The 19,062-nt window shown below is 42.3% G+C and carries 21 protein-coding genes; 16 read left to right on the top strand and 5 right to left on the bottom strand.

The features are described from left to right. The first annotated feature begins 2 nt into the window (after nucleotides 1–2). Nucleotides 3–869, top strand: coding sequence for a DMT family transporter (locus B6N13_RS11350; protein WP_169459408.1), 867 nt, complete (start codon nucleotides 3–5; stop codon nucleotides 867–869). A gap of 1 nt (nucleotide 870) precedes the next feature. On the opposite strand, the gene B6N13_RS11345 is transcribed toward B6N13_RS11350, so the two are convergent. The 3 genes from B6N13_RS11345 to B6N13_RS11335 are packed head-to-tail and all read right to left on the bottom strand — an operon-like array spanning nucleotide 871 to nucleotide 3,453. Continuing rightward, complete coding sequence (locus B6N13_RS11345) at nucleotides 871–1,764, bottom strand: DMT family transporter (protein WP_012071138.1); 894 nt, start codon at nucleotides 1,762–1,764, stop codon at nucleotides 871–873. A gap of 9 nt (nucleotides 1,765–1,773) precedes the next feature. Further along, a complete protein-coding gene (locus B6N13_RS11340) occupies nucleotides 1,774–2,670 on the bottom strand; it encodes a DMT family transporter (protein ID WP_012071137.1) in 897 nt (298 codons plus the stop codon). Between the two features lie 57 nt (nucleotides 2,671–2,727). Next, a complete protein-coding gene (locus B6N13_RS11335; protein ID WP_169459407.1) occupies nucleotides 2,728–3,453 on the bottom strand; it encodes a MipA/OmpV family protein in 726 nt (241 codons plus the stop codon). A gap of 266 nt (nucleotides 3,454–3,719) precedes the next feature. On the opposite strand from B6N13_RS11335, the gene rpsF reads away from it, so the two are divergent. The 6 genes from rpsF to B6N13_RS11305 all read left to right on the top strand — a co-directional run bounded on the left by rpsF (nucleotide 3,720) and on the right by B6N13_RS11305 (nucleotide 8,900). Continuing rightward, nucleotides 3,720–4,124 carry a 30S ribosomal protein S6 gene (gene rpsF, locus B6N13_RS11330; RefSeq protein ID WP_012071135.1) on the top strand — a complete coding sequence of 135 codons (405 nt, stop codon included), beginning with the start codon at nucleotides 3,720–3,722 and terminating at the stop codon, nucleotides 4,122–4,124. 23 nt (nucleotides 4,125–4,147) lie between these two features. Further along, on the top strand, nucleotides 4,148–4,378 hold the full coding sequence (rpsR, locus tag B6N13_RS11325; RefSeq protein ID WP_012071134.1) for a 30S ribosomal protein S18: 231 nt from the start codon (nucleotides 4,148–4,150) through the stop codon (nucleotides 4,376–4,378). Nucleotides 4,379–4,399: 21 nt separating this feature from the next. Then, entirely contained in the window at nucleotides 4,400–5,260 is an 861-nt protein-coding gene (locus B6N13_RS11320) for a hypothetical protein (protein WP_012071133.1), read from the top strand. 22 nt (nucleotides 5,261–5,282) lie between these two features. Continuing rightward, complete coding sequence (rplI, locus tag B6N13_RS11315) at nucleotides 5,283–5,726, top strand: 50S ribosomal protein L9 (protein ID WP_012071132.1); 444 nt, start codon at nucleotides 5,283–5,285, stop codon at nucleotides 5,724–5,726. A 142-nt stretch (nucleotides 5,727–5,868) separates the two neighbouring features. Beyond that, nucleotides 5,869–7,245 carry a replicative DNA helicase gene (dnaB, locus tag B6N13_RS11310; RefSeq protein ID WP_012071131.1) on the top strand — a complete coding sequence of 459 codons (1,377 nt, stop codon included), beginning with the start codon at nucleotides 5,869–5,871 and terminating at the stop codon, nucleotides 7,243–7,245. Between the two features lie 92 nt (nucleotides 7,246–7,337). Further along, nucleotides 7,338–8,900 (top strand): PAS domain-containing methyl-accepting chemotaxis protein, encoded by a 1,563-nt coding sequence (locus B6N13_RS11305; RefSeq protein WP_012071130.1) that lies wholly within the window; start codon nucleotides 7,338–7,340, stop codon nucleotides 8,898–8,900. Nucleotides 8,901–9,146: 246 nt separating this feature from the next. Here B6N13_RS11305 and bioA read toward each other — a convergent pair whose 3' ends face one another. Beyond that, a complete protein-coding gene (gene bioA, locus B6N13_RS11300; protein ID WP_169459406.1) occupies nucleotides 9,147–10,454 on the bottom strand; it encodes an adenosylmethionine--8-amino-7-oxononanoate transaminase in 1,308 nt (435 codons plus the stop codon). Nucleotides 10,455–10,525: 71 nt separating this feature from the next. Then, on the bottom strand, nucleotides 10,526–10,840 hold the full coding sequence (locus tag B6N13_RS23390) for a phosphoribosyltransferase family protein (protein WP_248280306.1): 315 nt from the start codon (nucleotides 10,838–10,840) through the stop codon (nucleotides 10,526–10,528). Between the two features lie 212 nt (nucleotides 10,841–11,052). Between B6N13_RS23390 and B6N13_RS23385 the strand changes: the two genes are divergently transcribed. The 9 genes from B6N13_RS23385 to B6N13_RS11255 all read left to right on the top strand — a co-directional run bounded on the left by B6N13_RS23385 (nucleotide 11,053) and on the right by B6N13_RS11255 (nucleotide 18,983). Continuing rightward, on the top strand, nucleotides 11,053–11,295 hold the full coding sequence (locus B6N13_RS23385) for a hypothetical protein (protein ID WP_248280305.1): 243 nt from the start codon (nucleotides 11,053–11,055) through the stop codon (nucleotides 11,293–11,295). Between the two features lie 33 nt (nucleotides 11,296–11,328). Next, complete coding sequence (gene bioB, locus B6N13_RS11290; RefSeq protein WP_348981540.1) at nucleotides 11,329–12,411, top strand: biotin synthase BioB; 1,083 nt, start codon at nucleotides 11,329–11,331, stop codon at nucleotides 12,409–12,411. Beyond that, nucleotides 12,395–13,606, top strand: a complete 1,212-nt coding sequence (gene bioF / locus B6N13_RS11285; RefSeq protein ID WP_169459404.1) for an 8-amino-7-oxononanoate synthase — start codon at nucleotides 12,395–12,397, stop codon at nucleotides 13,604–13,606. The genes bioB and bioF overlap by 17 nt, the downstream gene beginning before the upstream one ends. A 12-nt stretch (nucleotides 13,607–13,618) precedes the next feature. After that, on the top strand, nucleotides 13,619–14,422 hold the full coding sequence (locus B6N13_RS11280) for an alpha/beta fold hydrolase (RefSeq protein WP_169459403.1): 804 nt from the start codon (nucleotides 13,619–13,621) through the stop codon (nucleotides 14,420–14,422). Next, nucleotides 14,406–15,218 (top strand): malonyl-ACP O-methyltransferase BioC, encoded by an 813-nt coding sequence (gene bioC, locus B6N13_RS11275; protein ID WP_169459402.1) that lies wholly within the window; start codon nucleotides 14,406–14,408, stop codon nucleotides 15,216–15,218. The genes B6N13_RS11280 and bioC overlap by 17 nt, the downstream gene beginning before the upstream one ends. An 8-nt stretch (nucleotides 15,219–15,226) precedes the next feature. After that, on the top strand, nucleotides 15,227–15,904 hold the full coding sequence (gene bioD / locus B6N13_RS11270) for a dethiobiotin synthase (protein ID WP_169459401.1): 678 nt from the start codon (nucleotides 15,227–15,229) through the stop codon (nucleotides 15,902–15,904). 106 nt (nucleotides 15,905–16,010) lie between these two features. Next, a complete protein-coding gene (locus tag B6N13_RS23685; protein ID WP_012071122.1) occupies nucleotides 16,011–16,481 on the top strand; it encodes a helix-turn-helix domain-containing protein in 471 nt (156 codons plus the stop codon). Then, nucleotides 16,481–17,635 (top strand): ATP-binding protein, encoded by a 1,155-nt coding sequence (locus tag B6N13_RS11260; RefSeq protein WP_169459400.1) that lies wholly within the window; start codon nucleotides 16,481–16,483, stop codon nucleotides 17,633–17,635. Before B6N13_RS23685 ends, B6N13_RS11260 begins: the two co-directional genes overlap by 1 nt. A gap of 1 nt (nucleotide 17,636) precedes the next feature. Beyond that, nucleotides 17,637–18,983: a sigma-54 dependent transcriptional regulator gene (locus B6N13_RS11255; protein WP_012071120.1), complete on the top strand. Its 1,347-nt coding sequence runs from the start codon at nucleotides 17,637–17,639 to the stop codon at nucleotides 18,981–18,983. Nucleotides 18,984–19,062: the final 79 nt, after the last annotated feature.

Genomic DNA, 19,062 nt, shown 5'->3' with positions numbered 1-19,062 from the left:
TAGTGTTGGATGATCATGAGTTATTGAAGAAAGGCATTGTGATGACAATCGCTTATGCGTTTGTTATGTCGCTCACTGCGTTGGCAGCCAAACAGGCTCAAACCATGATTGCGGTATCAACCTTGGTTTTCTGGCAGAGTTTATTTTGTGCCTTAATACTTCTACCTCAAATGCGCGGTCGTTGGCAAAAACGATCGTTCTCCGTGTGGAAAATTCATTTTTTGCGCAGTTTTGGTGGGTTCATTGGTTTTCTTTTTTATTATTGGTCGTTGAATCATATTCCTTTGGTGGAAGCCTCTTTACTTCGAACCTGCGCGCCGTTGTGTGTTCCTTTTGTGGTGCTCATAATGCATAAAATCAGAATACCAAAGGCACGTTGGTTACCGCTTATAATCGGTTTTATTGGAGTGGCATTTGTTATTCAGCCTACACCGGACCACTTAAATCCTTGGCATATTGTTGGGTTTATTTCCGCGATAGGCTTGGCCCTGTCGATGGTGACGACTCGAATGCTATCCCAGCAAGTATCTGGGCAAGAAACCTTATTTGTGTATTTTTTCGTGTCGACAATATTGTCTCTGCCATTGATGTTAGTGCAGGGGGATTCTTTGGTTTTACCTATTGCTGTATGGCCTCTGGTGGCTGCGGTTACCATCACTTTGTATGTTGGTATGTACCTTTATAATTTGGCTTATACCTATGCGCCAGCAAGTGTTGTTTCTCCCGTTAGTTATGTTGGTGTGGTGTTTAGTGGGTTTTGGGGATGGGTTGTCTGGGGGCATGTCCCTGACATTTACGCCATTCTTGGTATGCTGTTTATTTTTTCAAGCATTTTGATTAGTACCCGAATGGCGCGAAATAGAGGCTAGGTTAGGTCGTTTGTGGCTTTTTTTTGTTGAGTATTGTCGCTACGAATATTCCTGAAAAAATCAATGTTATACCGACGTAATGGAAGTTAAGCAGTTTTTCGCCTAGGAATATCACTGATAGGCCGATACTGAACACAGGGAGGAGGTGGATAAAGTGTCCAGCGGTTGCCGCACCAAGTTTTTGTACGCCAGTGTTCCAGCATAAAAAAGCCCCAATTGACGCAAATACCCCCATATAAATGATGGCGCCCCAGTTACTTGCTGTGAAGTCAGTGAGTTGACTATGTCCAAATAGGAAGAATAGCGGGGCCTGAAACAAGGTTCCTATGATTGCTGTGCAGGCAAAGAAACCAATCAAAGACATTTCTTTCGGGCGTTTTGCAATGAGTACCGAATAAATAGCCCAGCTAATAGCCGCGGTAATAATCCATAAGTCGCCTTGTGAGAAACTTAAGTGTAAAAAGGTTTCTAAACTGCCGCGGCTAACGATGGTAATTGCACCAAGGGTGGAAATAAGTATGCCAGTATTCTGTAACCAAGATGTTTTATTTCCCAGCAGTAGACGAGCTGTAATTAGTATCATCACCGGCATGATGGAGTTGAGTAGCACTGCATTGGTGACGCTTGTGGTACCGAGCCCTATATAAAGGAAAAGATTGTAATTGCAAATGCCAAGCCAGCCGAAAAGAACAAGTAAAGGCCAGTTTTTGGCGATAATGTTTCTTTCTCGCCAAAGCTTCTTATAAGCAAAAGGCAAAATGATTAGGCAGGCAAGGCTCCAGCGTAAGAAAGAGATTGAAAAAGGGTCAATTCCATTGGAAACGGTTAATCGTCCTAAAATGTAGTTGCCTGACCAGAAAAAAATAGGCAGTAATAGGTAGATGAATGCTGGCATGTTTTATCCTTATTGTTTTTTTCTTTTTGCCCAGTTTTGAATAAATAGGCCAATTAGAATGCAAGCTAAACCAATGAGTGTGGAACGTAAGATAGGTTCGCCTGCGAATTGTGAAAGCCAGATAATTGATAGTAATGGCGATAGAAATATTAAATTCGCTACTTGGCTGGCATTAGTTGTTAGTTTTAATGCTCTATTCCACAATACAAAACTTAGCCCCATTTCAAATAAGCCTATATAAATTGCGCCCCATAACCCGTCATTATTCCAGTGGTTTAGTTCACCTGTTACGCCTGCAAATATAGTTATTAAGGGGAGTGCAAAGGCAAAATTAAGCGTTAGGCCGATTAAACTGGGGCGTTTGTCTTTCGTGTTCAATAACCAATAAAGAGCCCAGATAATAGTACTTAGAAGGGCGAAGGCAACACCTGTAAGGTTTGAAAACTCTAGCGATGTTATCTGGCCGCGAGTGGATATATAAAGGACGCCAAAATAGCAGGCTGAAGCGGCGATATAGTCTGCGGCTTTTAGACGTTGTTTGAGTATGGGGACAGCCATAAAGCTAAGCATAATAGCCCAAGTGTAATTTATCGCTTGGGCCTCTTGTGCGGGAAGCGTGTTGTAAGCTTGAAGTAATATTAGGTAATAAATAAAGGGGTTGATTGCGCCAAAAAATAAAGATGATTTCCATGATTGTTTGGCGAAGCTGATTAATTGCTTTGTTTCACCCTTTAATGCAATTAGGGTTGTTAAAAAAATCAATGAGACGATATTCGCAACGAGCAATAACTGTGTTGGCGAGAAGTACTTGAGCGATATAGAAAACGCAGTGGCAACGGTCGACCAAAGTAACACGGCCCCAAGGCCAAACAGCATGGCTTGGGTGTTGTTGGAAAATTTACTCATGACTTATTATTCCGAAAGCTCAGATTTACCTGTGAAGTGATATCTATGTCGTCTCTATTAGAAAGAAAAGTTAACACCAGCTAGAACTGATGTGATCGAGTTGTCTTCTACTATGGGGCTGTTTAGAATTTCATTATCGAATTTAGTGTGATTGATGCCTAACATCAGATTTAAATTTGTTGAAAGTGGATAAACGCCTCTTACCCCATATCTTATTTGTGAAATGGCGCCTGAATCGTAGGCAGCAATAGCGCCACCAGTGCTTACGGATTCGCTTTGAGAAACACCAAATAAGTGGTTGCTCATTTTACTGTCCATGTAGCGATAAGATATGGAGGGTATGACTTTCCAAGCTCCAATAGGAAGTGGATACCCTAAAGCGATTTGTGCATAGTAGCCATCATGTTCACCGCTGATATCTTGAGCAACTTTTGCTGAAATCGGCCCCGCTCGATAACTAGCAAAAGCCATGATGCTGTCATCTCTATCATCTAATTGCTGGATGTTTATATCATCTGAGTCATCAGGGTCAAAGTTCGAACTTTCGTAGGATAAGCCGATAGCAAAGTTTTGTGGTGCTTGTTTGGGTAAAAAGCGATAGCCAATTTCAGGTAATTGAAGGAAAAAGTGTTCACCTTCATAACCTACGTTTGGCAGGAATTTAGCTTGATTATCTGTTTCTTTGTACACGGATTCTGATATAGCTCCAATGACGCCTAAGTTAGCATCAGCTTGAGCAACAACAGGCGTGGATAGTAATAGCGCAGAAAATATTTTTTTCATGATGTCCATATCCGTGAGGTAGAGTTAATTATGAAGGATCTAATTCTATTGCCTTTAATCGAAGCTGTAAAATACCCAACCTAAAATAGGATTTATTTTGAGTATTTTAGTCAAAGAAGGAGATGGAAGTATTACTTTAGTTGATTCCGTTTACTTATTGTTCACTAGTGCTATATAATGCGCGTCCCTGTAAATCAATACTCCTTGTCTCACAGCTTTTTTAACAGGGGGAGCGTGGAGACTAAGAACCCATAAGGAGAGCTTAAATGCGTCATTATGAAATCGTCTTTCTGGTTCACCCAGATCAAAGCGAGCAAGTACCAGCAATGGTCGAGCGTTACACTAACCTAATCACTGAAGATGGTGGTCAAGTTCACCGTCTTGAAGATTGGGGCCGTCGTCAACTAGCTTACCCAATTAACAAAATTCACAAAGCACACTATGTTCTTATGAACATTGAGTGTTCTGACAGTGTTTTGTCTGAACTAAACGACACTTTCCGCTACAACGATGCAATCATCCGTAACTTGGTGATCCGTCGTAAAGAAGCGGTAACTGACGTATCTCCTATTAAAGCTTCTGAAGGTCGTGAAGATCGTCGTTCTGCTCCTCAACGTGAAGAGCGTAACCACGACAATTCTGACGAAGTATCTGAAGAATCTGAAGATTAATCTATTTTTATTAGGAGACACTCATGGCTCGTTTTTTCCGTCGTCGTAAGTTCTGCCGTTTTACTGCAGAAGGCGTTAAAGAGATCGATTACAAAGATCTAGACACACTGAAAGGTTATATCACTGAAACTGGTAAAATCGTACCTAGCCGTATTACTGGCACTAAGGCTCGTTACCAGCGTCAGCTAGCGACTGCAATCAAACGCGCTCGCTACATTGCTATTCTTCCTTACACTGACAGCCACTTTAATTAATAGGCTGAAAGAAGCGCTATTATGGGTGGTTTAGCTAAATGGATTATGAAAAAACGCTTGAATGCCATTATTGGTGTGATGGTGTTTGGTCTAATTCCTATGATGTTTTGGCTGGCGGCTGCAATCTTAGGATTGGTGGTGCTTCGTAAAGGTGTAAAAGAAGGAATACCTGTATTAGCTTGGGGTTGTCTACCAGCACTTGTGTTGTGGATGTTCCAAGGAGATGCTACGGCGCTCATGGTGTTAGTTGATGTGATGTTGTTGAGCTATTTGCTTAGATCAACAGTGTCATGGAGTTGGGTGTTACTAGTCGGCAGCTTTTTGGCGATTATTAGTACACTGCTTCAGCCTCTTTTGATGGGAGATATTCTGAATTTGGCGGTAACGTTGGTTCAGAGTGTTTTGACAAAAGAAGGTGTTGAGGTTCCTGATAGAAATTTAATTTTCAACCAGGCGGTGATGGCTATATCCATCTTCCAAGTGGTTATTGCTATTATTTCTTTGTTTTTGGCAAGAAAATGGCAGGCAGGGCTCTATAATCCGGGCGGGTTACGTACTGAATTTCATCAGTTAAGACTGCCAGTAGCGTTTAGTTTGGTATTGGGGGGGATGATTCTAATAGGTGAAAGCTTAGGTGGATCCTTTATTATTCTCTCTCAAGCTGCTGTACCTGCTTTGGTGTTGCCGGGGCTCGCTCTAGTACATGGTGTTTTAGCGAAAAAAGAAATTGGGATTGTTGGACTGATCGCATTTTATCTTGTAGGTTTTTTTGTCCTGAATATATACTTTGCAAATATTCTTGTCGCACTTTGTGTGATTGATAGCTTTGTAGATATTCGTTCTAGAATACAAGCTAAGGCGTCCAACTCAAGTGATAGCTAATGATTAATTAGAGGTGATCGAGATGGAAGTTATTCTACTCGACAAAGTAAACAAGCTAGGCGGTATTGGTGACGTTGCTGTTGTTAAACCAGGCTATGCTCGTAACTTTTTGATTCCGAACAAAAAAGCTGTAATGGCTACTAAAGCTAACTTGGCTAGCTTTGAAGAGCGTCGTGTTGAACTTGAAGCGCAAGCTGCGGAGCGTAAAGCTGCTGCTGAAGCTCGTGCTCTAACACTAGAAGGCAAAACTTTCACTATCGCTGCAAATGCTGGTGATGAAGGTAAGCTTTTCGGTTCTATCGGTACTCGTGACATCGCTGATGCTATTTCTACGCAAGTAGCAGTAGAGAAAGCTGAAATCCGTCTTCCAGAAGGCGCGATTCGTCACACAGGTTCTTTCGAAGTAGACGTTCAACTTCACTCTGAAGTTATTGTAACGGTTACTTTAGAAGTAATCGCTGAGTAATTTACCTCGGTAAATTACCTAAGAAAGATGCGAGTCTTTCTTAAATAAGAGAAGGGTATCTTGCTTTGCAAGATGCCCTTTTTTTGTTGGCGTGATAAGCTAATCTTTCTATATTTTTTCTGTCTTTGTATGGGTATTTTGCGTGCAACTAAATGATTCTGAAGTCGCTTCTATTAAATTACCACCGTATTCCATTGAGGCTGAGCGTTCAGTTGTTGGCGGGTTGATGCTGGATCCCCAGGCTTGGGAGAAAGTATCAGAGCTTGTTATTGCTGATGATTTTTATCGTCCAGAGCATAAGGCTATTTTTACTGTTATTGCTCGTTTAGCTGATGAGTCAGAACCTATTGATGTGGTTACCATTGGTGAGCGATTAGATAAGCGTGGTGATCTAGAATCTATTGGTGGTATGGCGTATTTAATTGAGGTGGCTGAGGCAACTCCAAGTGCGTCTAACATCGCGTCCTATGCGGATATTGTTCGAGAACGTTCTATCTTGCGCCGTCTTATTTCTACAACAAATGATATTTCTGCACGAGCTTTTCATCCAGAAGGCATGACAGCTGCTGAAGTATTGGATGAAGCTGAGCGAAAAATATTTCAAATCGCTGAAGGTGGAGAGAAGAAAGGCGGGCCACGAATTGCGGCAGATATTCTTAGTGCTACAGTGGATAAAATCGATGAACTGTATCATCAAGATGGTGCGATTACTGGATTAAGTACCGGTTTTACAGATTTAGATGCAATGACCGCAGGCTTGCAGCCTTCAGATTTGATTATCGTAGCGGGTCGTCCTTCTATGGGTAAAACAACCTTTGCGATGAACTTGGTGGAAAATGCCGCCATGATTAGTGATAAGCCCGTTATTGTATTCAGTTTGGAGATGCCTGCAGAATCACTCATGATGCGTATGCTGTCCTCTCTTGGCCGAATAGATCAGACGCGGATGCGATCTGGGCAGCTGGTTCAAGAAGACTGGGATAAGTTAATGTCAGCGGTAAAAATGCTGAAAGATCGTAAGCTCTTTATTGATGACACGGGTGGTATTAGCCCTACAGAAATGCGTTCACGTGTGCGACGCATTGCTCGTGAACACGGTGGCGTTGCAATGATCATGGTCGATTACCTTCAGTTGATGCAAATTCCAGGTTTCACGGAAGGTCGTACCAATGAAATTTCTGAAATTTCCCGATCTCTAAAGGCGATAGCCAAAGAAATGGAGTGCCCAATGGTCGCTCTTTCTCAGCTTAACCGTAGTTTAGAGAATCGACCTAATAAACGCCCAGTTAACTCTGATTTACGTGAATCTGGGGCAATTGAGCAGGATGCTGACGTTATTTCCTTTGTATATCGAGATGAAGTTTATCATGAGGATACACCGCATAAAGGTATTGCAGAAATCATTATTGGTAAGCAGCGTAATGGTCCAATTGGTACTTGTCGACTTGCATTTGTGGGTAAATATACTCGCTTTGAAGATTTAGCACCGGATGCTTACCGAGATTTTGATGATGAATAAGTCAATGTGATATATTTTTAGGGTATATTTACAAACGGTAACAATCCAGCATGCGTGATAAAAATAATTAATATAAAAATTGAGAGTTATTTATGCGAAAAATGCCAGTAACAAATAAAGAAAATGATTTTCCTGATAGCTATGTTTTAGTTTCCAGTACAGATGTGAAGGGACGCATTACGTTTGTAAATGATGTTTTCTGTGAGATAGCAGGTTATAAGCGTGAAGCTCTGATTGGCTCGCCACATAATATTATCCGTCACCCTGATGTGCCACCAGCTGTTTTTGCTGACATGTGGGCCAATCTCAAACAGGGTAAAAGTTGGATGGGGTTGGTAAAAAATCGCAGTGAAAATGGAGATCATTACTGGGTAAGTGCTCATGTAAGTCCCCTATTAGATGGCAGTAAAGTGATTGGTTATGAATCTGTGCGTCGCAAAGCAACGCGAGATGAAATTCAACATGCTCAGTCTATTTATGATCGTATTAATGCGGGAAAAGGTTTGTTACCAATAACGACCAAGATATTTGCGCATTTAAGTAATGCTGCTTGGCCTTTAATGTTCAGCTTTATTTTGTTAGGCATTATTAGTTTATTGTCTAGTGTATTGGCCTTGCAAGCCGCTGGGTCTATTTTGGCTTTGTTTGGGATGTGGTTGACCTATTTTCAGGCTCAGTCTTTGCGGTCTGTTGTCACTGGTTTATCGACTGAGTCGCATAACCCAATAGGTCAGTATTTATACTGTAAAACGGTTGGAACCAAAGCCGCGATCAAGTTTGCAAAAATTCATCAAGAAGCGGCTGGTAATACTTTTCGTTATCGCCTTAAAGAGGGAGCTCAACAGCTTCGCCAAAGGGCATCGGATGCGAAAGCCAGTGTGACAACGAATTTGGTTACTTTCAATAAACAACGAAATACCTTCCAGGAAGTCGTTGCTGCTAGTTCTCAACTTTTGTCTAGCGTAACTCATGTGGCAGAACATGTTCATGTGGCGGTTGAGGCAACAGAGTCTGTTGGTGGATTATCTCGTGAGAGTCGTTTGTTGGCTCAGCAAACGGGTGAAACTATGCGTCAAGTTTATCAAGATATTTCGGATGCTAAAAAAGTTGTCGCTATATTAGCTGAACGCAGTGATAGCATTAACGAAGTGGTTAATTCTATTAGTGGTATTGCTGAGCAAACAAATCTGTTGGCGTTGAATGCGGCCATTGAGTCTGCTCGTGCGGGTGAAGCTGGGCGTGGGTTTGCGGTGGTTGCGGATGAAGTTCGAGCATTAGCAATTCGTACTCAGAATGCCACGCAGAGTATTCATAATATGACCGAAGAGCTGAAGAAAAACACTCTAGATGTGACAAATACTATCGATAAGGGCACAGCGGTCGCGCAGGAAGGTGTTGATAGTGTTAATAAAGTAGCTCAGAAAATGGGTGATATAGAAGCGGCTATAAAACGTGTTGTAGAGATGACGGCACAGATCAATGTATCTTCTGAAGAGCAGGCTAGTGTAGCTAGAGATCTAAATGAGAAGATGCAAGATGTCGACTCATTAAGTATTAATAGTATTGAGCGCGCAGAAAATATAGTCGTTAATATTAGTCATATTGAAGAAGAAGCTTATGAGCAAGGCAATCTTGCGGAGCGTATGAAGCAGTAATGCATTAATAAAATGATTTTTTAGGTCGCGCTTTAGTGTGTCAGGTTTGTTGTAGGTCGTGATTTAGCGCGTCAAGGGTTTTGGTTTAACTAGGCTTTTGACGGCCTAAAGGTCGACCTACATGTGGTTGGTTGTGGGTTGGTGTGATCGGGCTTTTGACGGCCTAAAGGCCGACCTACATGTGGTTGGTTGTGGGTTGGTGTGATCGGGCTTTTGACGGTCTAAAGACCGACCTACAATTCATGATTAACCTTCTGATCTGGTGGGGTAACAAGGCTCTTCACTTACGACTTGGTAGATGGCTTTAGCCAATGCTTGCACCTGTTGTTGGCTAATAACATAAGGGGGCATCAAGTAAATAAGCTTGCCGAAAGGTCTCACCCAAACGCCTAATTCAACGAACTTAGGTTGAATTTCATGTAAGTTGACCGCATTTTTTAATTCTACAACACCAATGCCGCCAAGGCAGCGGACTTCTTGTACTTGTTCGAGTTGTTCACATGGCTCCAGCGCTTTCTTCATCCATGTTTCTAGCTGAGATATTTTTTCTGGAATATTGTATTCGCTTAGAATGGATAAGCTGGCGTTGGCAGCGGAGCAGGCGAGAGGGTTACCCATGAAGGTTGGCCCATGCATGAATACACCACCATTGTCACTGATACCAAGCGCCACCTTATCGTTTGTTAAAGTAGCAGCCAGCGTCATATAGCCACCTGTTAACGCTTTGCCAACGCACATTATATCTGGACAGATATTGGTATGATCTGTCGCGAAAAGCTTGCCTGTGCGGCCAAACCCTGTAGCAATTTCATCGAAAATTAACAAGATCTCGAATTCGTCACACAGTGCTCGGATGTGATTTAAGTAATCTGGATTATAAAAGCGCATGCCGCCAGCATTTTGTACAACTGGCTCGATAATAAAACCTGCTATGCGTTGGTGATTCTCTTCAAATGTCTTACGAATTTCGTCTAGGTATTCGGCTTTTATTGGTTCGCTGAGGCCAGTTGGTGGTGGCGAGATAAAGAATTGTTGTGTCAACGCCCCAGTAAATAAATTGTGCATACCATTTTCAGGATCGCACACTGACATAGCAGCGAATGTATCACCATGGTAGCCGCTTTTAGGGGTGGCAAAAAACTGCTTACTAGGTTTGCCTTGAGTGTTCCAATATTGAATGGCCATTTTTAATGCTACTTCAACAGAAACTGAGCCAGAATCTGAGAAGAAGACGCGCTGTAAGTTCTTAGGTGTAATGGCGATAAGTTTTTCTGCGAGTTCGATAGCAGGTTTATGGGTTAGGCCACCAAACATGACGTGAGAAAACTGTGATAATTGCGTCTGGATTGCGTTATTCATGGTTGGGTGATTGTAGCCGTGAATAACACTCCACCAAGAAGACATGCCATCGATCAGTGTGCGTCCGTCGTTTAAGGTTATTTCGCAGCCCGAAGCTTTTTCGACCAGAAAATGCGGGCTGGGTTTGCTCATCGAGGTGTATGGGTGCCACAGAAGTTGCTTGTCTAAGTCTAGATATTCTTGATCTGTTTTCATGATGTTCACCATTGCTTTGTTGGGGGCATAGTAAACAAAGCTGTCTTCTGTGGCTAGGCTGATATCTTTGCTTATGATTGGTGTTCTTTATCCGGTGTTCGGGCAATGACCCAGATATCAACTCGTTCTGCGCCTGCTTTTAATAGCAATTTAGTGCAATTTTCTATTGTACTTCCTGTGGTCATTACATCGTCAAATAAGGCGACATGCTTGGCTATAGGTCCATCAAGCTGATAGCTACTTCGAGGGCTTTTTAGTCGCTCTTTTCGGCTTAATGAGTGCTGAGCTTGGGTGTTTTTGATTTTTTTGAGTGGGTTATGTTTAGGAAGGGCAGGGCATTTTTCATCCAGAATTTCTTTGAGGTTTTTCCTTAGTTGAATGGTCATGGCCCTTGTTTGACAAAATCCTCGCTCCTTGATTCGGCTTGGATGACTTGGTACATAAACTATTTGTTCTGGCCAGTTCTCCGGTGAATATGATTCGATGAGGTGTTTGCTTAATCGATACATGAGTGGCCGTATGTAGTGGGTTCCTTGATTGAATTTGATGCTGTGTATCAAGGTTTTTATGATTCCTTCGAATCGATAAGGAGCAATACATGTTCGATAAGGTGGAGGGTTGGTTTGGCATTGGCCGCATGAAACATGGTTTCTATTGGTTGGGCGTTTGCAGTGCTGGCAGTGCTTTAGGTTGGCTGGAAATCCTTTATGGCATGGGTGGCAAAGTGAGCTCTGGCATTTTATATTGCAGATATAGCACTGATTTAAAAACAACCTCTTGTAAACCTTTGATATTTTTCTTGTTGACAGTTTTTTCCAGTCCATTAGTATTGCTCCATTAATTTTTCTGGATCGAGGATACTATGTCTTTAAGTATGTCTACAAATACGTCTGCAGCGAATATGTCCATAAACAATATAAGCGCACCGCGTTTTGACTGGACTCATGCTGAAATAAAAGCATTGTTTGATTTACCCTTTATGGATTTGATGTTTCGAGCTCAGACAGTTCATAGAGAAAACTTTGCACCGAATGAAGTGCAAGTTAGTACGCTTTTATCGATTAAAACTGGCGCTTGTCCAGAAGATTGTAAGTACTGTCCGCAAAGTGGTCATTACAATACCGAACTCGAAAAAGAAAAGTTGATGGAAGTGCAAAAGGTGCTTGAAGAAGCGGCTTTGGCAAAAGAAAAAGGTGCGAGCCGTTTTTGTATGGGGGCGGCATGGAAGCATCCTTCCGAGAAAGATTTTCCTTATGTGCTTGAAATGATTAAGGGTGTTAAGTCTTTAGGCTTAGAATCTTGTGTGACGCTAGGATCTTTAAATGACGATCAGGCGAAGCGCTTATCAGAAGTAGGTTTGGATTATTACAACCACAACCTAGATACCTCTGCTGAATTCTACGACAGCATTATTACCACTCGTACTTATCAAGATCGCTTGGATACGCTGTCTCGTGTTCGTGATTCAGGTATCAAACTTTGCTGTGGCGGCATTATGGGCATGGGAGAAGAACAAAAAGACCGCGTAGGTCTGTTGCGTCAACTTTCTCAAATGACACCGCATCCGGAAAGTGTGCCAATCAATATGTTGGTTAAAGTTGAAGGGACACCGCTAGAAAACGTCGATGATCTAGATACGTTTGAATTTATTCGTACGATTGCAGTAGCGCGTATTCTGATGCCTAAATCGCATGTTCGATTGTCTGCTGGTCGCCAAGGCATGAATGAGCAAACTCAAGCTTTGTGTTTTATGGCGGGTGCAAACTCTATTTTCTACGGTGAAAAGCTGCTTACTACTGGCAACCCAGAAGCCGATAAAGACATGGCGTTGTTTGCTAATCTGGGGATCAACCCAGAGAAGCGTGAAGAGCATTCAGATGCGGCAGTAGCTGAAGCTATTGCTGCCCAAGTCGTCAAGCAAGAAGAGTCTAAGTTGTTTTATGAAGCTAGCGTCTAATACGCCGGATTGGGTATTGGCCGCGCTTGAAGAGCGTCGCCAGCAGGACTTAATGCGTCGTACCATTACGCTAGATAGCCCTCAAATACCGCATACTCAAATACATTCTCAAGATTATACGGCGTTTTGTTCAAATGATTATCTAGGTTTGGCGAATCATCCGAAGCTAATTAAAGCGCTGAATGATACGGCTCAAGCTTATGGTGTTGGTGGTGGTTCGTCTCACTTGGTATGTGGTCATTTGGCTCCCCATCAAGCGTTGGAAGAAGCTTTGGCTGATTGGCTCGGTTATGAGCGAGTTATGCTATTTAGTACTGGGTATATGGCAAACCTTGGTGTGATTTCGGCGCTCGCGGATAAAAATCGCCCCATAGTACAAGACAAACTTAATCATGCGTCTTTAATAGATGGCGCTTTGTTGGCACAAGCACCATTACGCCGTTATTTGCATGGTGACGTGGCAAGTGCGCAAAAGTTGATTGCTAGGTCCGCATCGGGTGGTTTGTTGATCACCGATGGGGTTTTTAGTATGGATGGTGATATTGCGCCTTTGACGGAATTGTCTCAGTTGGCTAATCAACATGATTGGATGTTCATGGTGGATGATGCTCATGGATTGGGGTGTCTTGGTGAAAACGGTAGAGGTTGTTTGGCGCTAGAGGGACTGGACGCAACAAGTTTGCCTATCTTGGTTGGTACATTAGGTAAGGCGTTTGGAACCGCTGGAGCATTTGTGGCGACATCTAATGATTATGCGGATTATCTCACTCAATTTGCTCGGCCTTATGTGTATACCACGGCTATGTCTCCAGCGATTGCAGGAGCTACTTTGGCTTCGTTGCAGCTCATTCAGTCTGCAGAAGGTCAGGAAAGGCGAGATAGACTGGCTCGGCATATTACGTATTTTCGTCAAAGAGTTCAGATGCTTCCGGTTGCATTGATGCCTTCAAATACCGCTATTCAGCCGATTGTCATTGGTGATAGTAAAGCGGCGATTGAAATTAGTGAGCAATTAAAAACGCTTGGAATCTGGTGTACAGCAATTCGTCCTCCTACCGTGCCAGCAGGCAGTGCTCGTTTAAGAATTACCTTAAGTGCCGCCCACTCTGATGAAGATTTAGTGTTATTATGCGATTCACTCGAAAAAGTTTTAACAGCGAAACTTTTAAACGCAAAACGTTTAAATCTAAAGTAATAGAGGGACAGCATGCGAGCACGTATTGAAACAGAAGCTTTTGGAAACTCGTCTAATCAAGCTATTTTTATGGTTTCTGGTTGGGCAATGCCAAAAGAGGTGATGCGTTCTTTTGCTTTGCGTCTGAGTCAGCGTTTTTATGTTGTGGTGGCGAACTTGCCAGGTATTTCGCTTGATGAACAATGGATTTCTCGCTCCCGCATTGGCCCTAATTACGATATCGCAGCCTTGTCTGAACAACTAATTGAAGTTGCGCCAAAAGAAGCGTGGTGGATTGGTTGGTCACTAGGTGGGATGGTGTCTGCTTATGTTGCCGCGCGTCGTTCTAGTCGAGTGCTTGGTTTGATTACCCTGTCGTCTTCTCCGAGCTTTATTAAACGAGAGGGTTGGGAAGATGCGATGGCCGTCGCGGATTTTGATGCCTTTGTAGCTTTAGTTGAACAGTCGCCAGAAGAAGGGCTTAAGCGTTTTGTGATGTTACAAGCTAAAGGTGCGGATAATGAGCGAGCTTTGATTAAGCAATTACAGGCTTTTTTGCCAGTTAAAACCTTGAGTCGTCCAGCTCTGATTGGCGGGCTTAGGTTGTTAAAGTCGTTGGATGTGCGTCGCGAATGGTCGCTTTTGGATCTTCCTAATTTACACTTATTGGGTGGCAAGGATGCGTTAGTTTCTAGTAAATCATTAGAGCAACAAGCTGATGTAAATCCTTTGCAGCAATGTGTTGTACTGTCAAATTGTGCACATCAGTCTTTTCTTGAAGATGAAGAGACTTGTGCGCGTCATATAGAAAATTTTATCGATGCTAATAACACCTGATATATCTGCGCTTAGCTACAAACGACAGCTAGCTAAGCGTTTTGATCGCGCTTCTCAATCCTATGATTCTTATGCTGATTTCCAAAAAGTTGTACTAGAGCGTCTTTTAGTGATGCTGCCTTTAAATCAGGCTGATGTTGTACTTGACCTTGGCACAGGAACCGGCCAAGCGCTCGGGATCTTGTCTGAACGATTAAATCCTAAGTGTAATATTGCGCTTGATTTGTCGCTACAGATGTTAGCTGTGGCAAGTGAGCGTTTTTCTTCTTTGCATAACACTCATTATGTTTGTGCGGATGCTGAACGATTGCCTCTTCAGGATAGGTCGTGCGATTTGGTGTTTTCGAGTCTGGCTATTCAGTGGTGTCTGAGTCCTTTAGATTTATTTAAAGAGCTTTATCGTGTCATAAAGCCTGGTGGCTATGTGGTTTTTTCAACACTTTCACAAGGCTCCATGCCTGAAATTAGTAAGGCTTGGTTTGGTTTGGATAATAAAGAACATGTTCATCAATATATGGCATCGGATGCACTTTTAGATAGTATTCGAGCCTCTGAGTTGAACCTTTTGTCCTCCCAGTTATCAAACATTTCTATGTGGTTTGATTCACCTGAAAGTGCTATTTATTCATTGAAAAAAGTGGGCGCTAGCCTGATTGCTTCTGATGGAGATCCGTCTGTATCGCCAAGTAAGTGGAAGGCATTTTTGCTTGAATATGAAAAACAGCGGAACGAACTTGGAATTCCCTTGAGTTATCAGGTTTCGTTTGTAGTGGCTCAACGGCCCAACAGTATTTAGGAGTTATGGTGAAAAAACGTTTTTTTGTAACTGGTATTGATACTGATGCTGGTAAAACTTATGTCACCGTCGGCTTGTTAAAGGCTGCTAAGCGAGCGGGGCTGAAAACGATCGGACTTAAGCCGATTGCGGCAGGCGCCGGTCGAGTTGATGGTAATTTGCGTAATGATGACGCCTTACTTATTCAGCAGGCGAGCAGTGTCAAATTAGCCTATGAACAAGTGAATCCGGTGGTCTTAGAGGAAGCTATTGCACCTCATATTGCGGCAATGAAAGAGGGGCGTTTGGTAACGGCTTCTCGGTTAGAAGGCTTTATAAAAGGCACATTGCTTACGCCCCATGACTTTGCTTTAGTTGAAGGTGCAGGTGGTTGGCGAGTGCCATTGAATGATAGGGAGCTTTTATCTGGCTTAGCTAAATCTTTGGGTTTTCCAGTCATCATGGTTGTCAATATGAAGTTGGGTTGTTTGAATCATGCGATTTTAACAGCTGAAGCCATTGCCCGTGATAGTTTGGTTCTTGCTGGCTGGGTTGCCAATACAGGTGCCGAAAAAATGTCTTGTTACGAAGAGAATCTAGCGAGTCTTACTAATATGATATCTGCGCCATTATTAGGTACTTTGCCTTGGTGTGAAAACGAACTTGATTCGGAGCAGGTGTTTGATGAGTTATTGCTTAAGTTGTAGTTTTTACATAATGAAATACAGTGTAAATGCTTGAAAGTAAGCGGTAACAACGCATTATAATAGAGTGATAATGAAAGTTGCTTATTTTTAAGGTTGAGGTGGTAATGTGAAAGCTTGGTTATGCGGTCTCGATGACGAAGAAATTTCGAGTGTTTCCAGTATCTTGACCTTTATTGGAATTGAGCATGGCACCTCATTGACAGCGTTTCATTTGCCTGACTTTGTTGTGTTAGGTAAGTCTGTGCGGTCTTTTGAGTTAGATGAAATGATTCCTGTTATTTCACTTTGTGAATCAATGGATGTTGTCGGGGATTATAATGTTTGGTTTTGTCCGTTACCTTGGCGTTCACAAACTCTTTCTTCGGTGCTTAAAGAAATAAAACAATTACATACTTTTCCTCAGGCGTCTGGCGTGAATTTGAATTTACATGTTCGCCATCTAGAAGCGCTTCTTATTCGTCAAGCTTTGGTGTCTACTCAAGGTGTAGTTTCTAAAGCCGCGCAAAATCTACAAATTCAACGTACAACGCTTATCGAAAAAATGCGTCGCTATAATATTGATAAATCGGAGTTTTAGTGACAAAAGATGAAGAAATAGCGGAACTAAAAACCGCATTTAAAGCGTTTTCCGAATCTTCTGATGTATTGGCAAAATCCTATCTAGACCTTCAGCAAGAAGTGGTTCGATTATACGAGCAGCTGGAAAAGTCTGAGCAAGATAAGCGTCAGGAGCAAGATAAAAACCGTATCTTAGTGTTGCAGTTTCAGCAACTTTTTGAATCTATGCCAGTTGGTGTTTTGTTGCTGAATGAAGAAGGGGTGGTTGTTATGGCCAATCCGGTAGCAGATCGTTTATTTAATTTGCCATTAGTTGGCCAGTCGTGGGGATCTATTGTACCGCTTAGCTTTCGACCCCAGGAAGACGATGGCCATGATGTGAGTATGGCAAGTGGGCGTCGTGTTCGAGTAGAAACTGCTTCGCTCGGTAATGTGCCTGGACAGTTGGTGATTCTCGTAGACTTAACAGAAGCCTATTTGCTACAGAAAAAACTGAGTCATCACGAGCGATTATCTAATATGGGTAAAATGGTCGCGGCGTTGGCGCATCAAATTAGAACGCCTTTATCTTCGGCGACACTTTATGCTGGGCATTTACAGAAGCCAGACTTGGCACCAGTTATGCGTCAGACATTTGCTAATAAGTTAGTGGATAGATTGGCAAATATTGAAAAACAAATTCGGGATATGTTGATTTTTTCCCGTAGTGAAATAAAGCTGGATGAGACCGTTGGTGTTTCAGCTTTTATTAAAGAGTTAACCAATCACTGCCAAGAGATTTGTGATCCAAAAAACATGCAGCTTGAAGTATCTGGAGCCTCTTTTTTGGCAACAGATTGTATTCAGTGTAATAAAGAAACATTATTAGGTGCTTTGTTGAACCTTTTGAATAATGCAATAGATGCTCAGTCAGAAGGTGGCGTAGTTCAACTGAATTGGTGCAATAATGACGGCTATGTGACACTGACGTTCAAAGATCGTGGAGTGGGGATGTCGAAAGCGCATTTAGAGCATGTTCAAGAAGGCTTTGTGACAACAAAACAACATGGAACTGGGTTGGGCTTGATGGTTGTTAAGGCCATTGCAAGAGCACATCATGGACAATTTGAAATAGACAGTATAGAGGGCGCTGGTACAACCGCCAGTTTAACGCTTCCTCTTGTAAGGGTATGACATGTCTGAAGTTAAGTTATTAATTGTAGAAGACGATAAAGGTCTTGCTGAGGCGTTGGAGGATACGCTGATGTTGGCGAGTTATCAGTGCAAAATAGTGTACAGTTCTGAAGAGGCTGTGGTTGCATTGAAACATAGCTTATTTGATATGGTGATATCAGATGTGAACTTGCCTGGCATGGATGGTTATGGTTTGTTGCATCATGTTATTGATACATACCCAGAATTACCTATGATGTTAATGACGGCTTATGGTGATATTGCTCATGCCGTTGAAGCGATGCGAGATGGCGCTGTTGATTATTTATTAAAGCCTTTTCAAGAAGAAGAGCTATTGAATGCTATAGCAAAATACACTGTAAAAGAAGCGCCATCTGCTAACCCTCAGCCTATCGCAAAAGATCCAGCTAGTATTGCTTTATTAGAATTGGCAAAACGTGTTGCTGTGACCGATTCTACAGTATTGATTTGTGGCGAAAGTGGCACAGGGAAAGAAGTGCTTGCTCACTATATTCATCAGAATTCTAGTCGACCTCACGCACCTTTTGTTGCGATTAACTGTGCGGCGATTCCTGAAAATATGCTAGAGGCGATTCTTTTTGGTTATGAAAAAGGAGCTTACACTGGTGCCGTATCTTCGCAAGCAGGTAAGTTTGAGCAAGCTAATGGTGGTACTTTGCTACTGGATGAAATTACTGAGATGGATGTTGGCTTGCAAGCTAAACTGCTGCGCGTTTTGCAAGAGCAGGAGGTGGAGCGTCTTGGAGGTAAAAAATCCATTCCTTTAGATGTTCGAATTATAGCGACGACTAACAGAGATCTTGCTGATTATGTCCGTGATGGTGGTTTCAGAGAGGACTTGTATTATCGGTTAAATGTCTTTCCACTGCGTTGGCTACCTATTCGTGAGCGTAAAGGTGATATTTTGCCAGTCGCTCAGCATTTGCTGGCAAAGCATTCCGCTAAGATGCGCATTACTGGAGCAATATTAAAGCCGTCGGCGCAGAGTAAGCTAGAGGCTCATCCTTGGCCAGGTAACGTTCGTGAGCTTGATAATGTTATTCAACGTGCTTTGATTTTAAGCCCAAATGCACAAATTAATGAAGACCATATTGCATTTGATATGATGAGTTTAGCTCCTGTCGCTGCTGTATCTGAAGAGGTAGAAGATAGTGCGGCTTCCATTCTAGGTAAAGGTGTTCAGCAACACGAATTCCGTATCATTGCGCAAGCATTGGTTGATGCAAATGGTAAGCGTAAAGTTGTTGCAGATAAATTGGGGATTAGTCCTAGAACTTTACGTTATAAAATCGCTAAAATGCGTGAAAGTGGCATAGACGTTGATTGATTTTTGTATCTTGTTTTAATTAGCTTTATGCTAAGCTGTGTATTAGCGATATGTTAAGTCGTATAAATGTGATTTTTAG

Origin of the sequence: Marinomonas sp. UCMA 3892 (assembly GCF_012726345.1) — a bacterium.
GTDB lineage: Bacteria > Pseudomonadota > Gammaproteobacteria > Pseudomonadales > Marinomonadaceae > Marinomonas.
The sequence above is the reverse complement of the archived record's forward strand: the minus strand, read 5'-3'. Positions and strand labels throughout refer to the sequence as shown.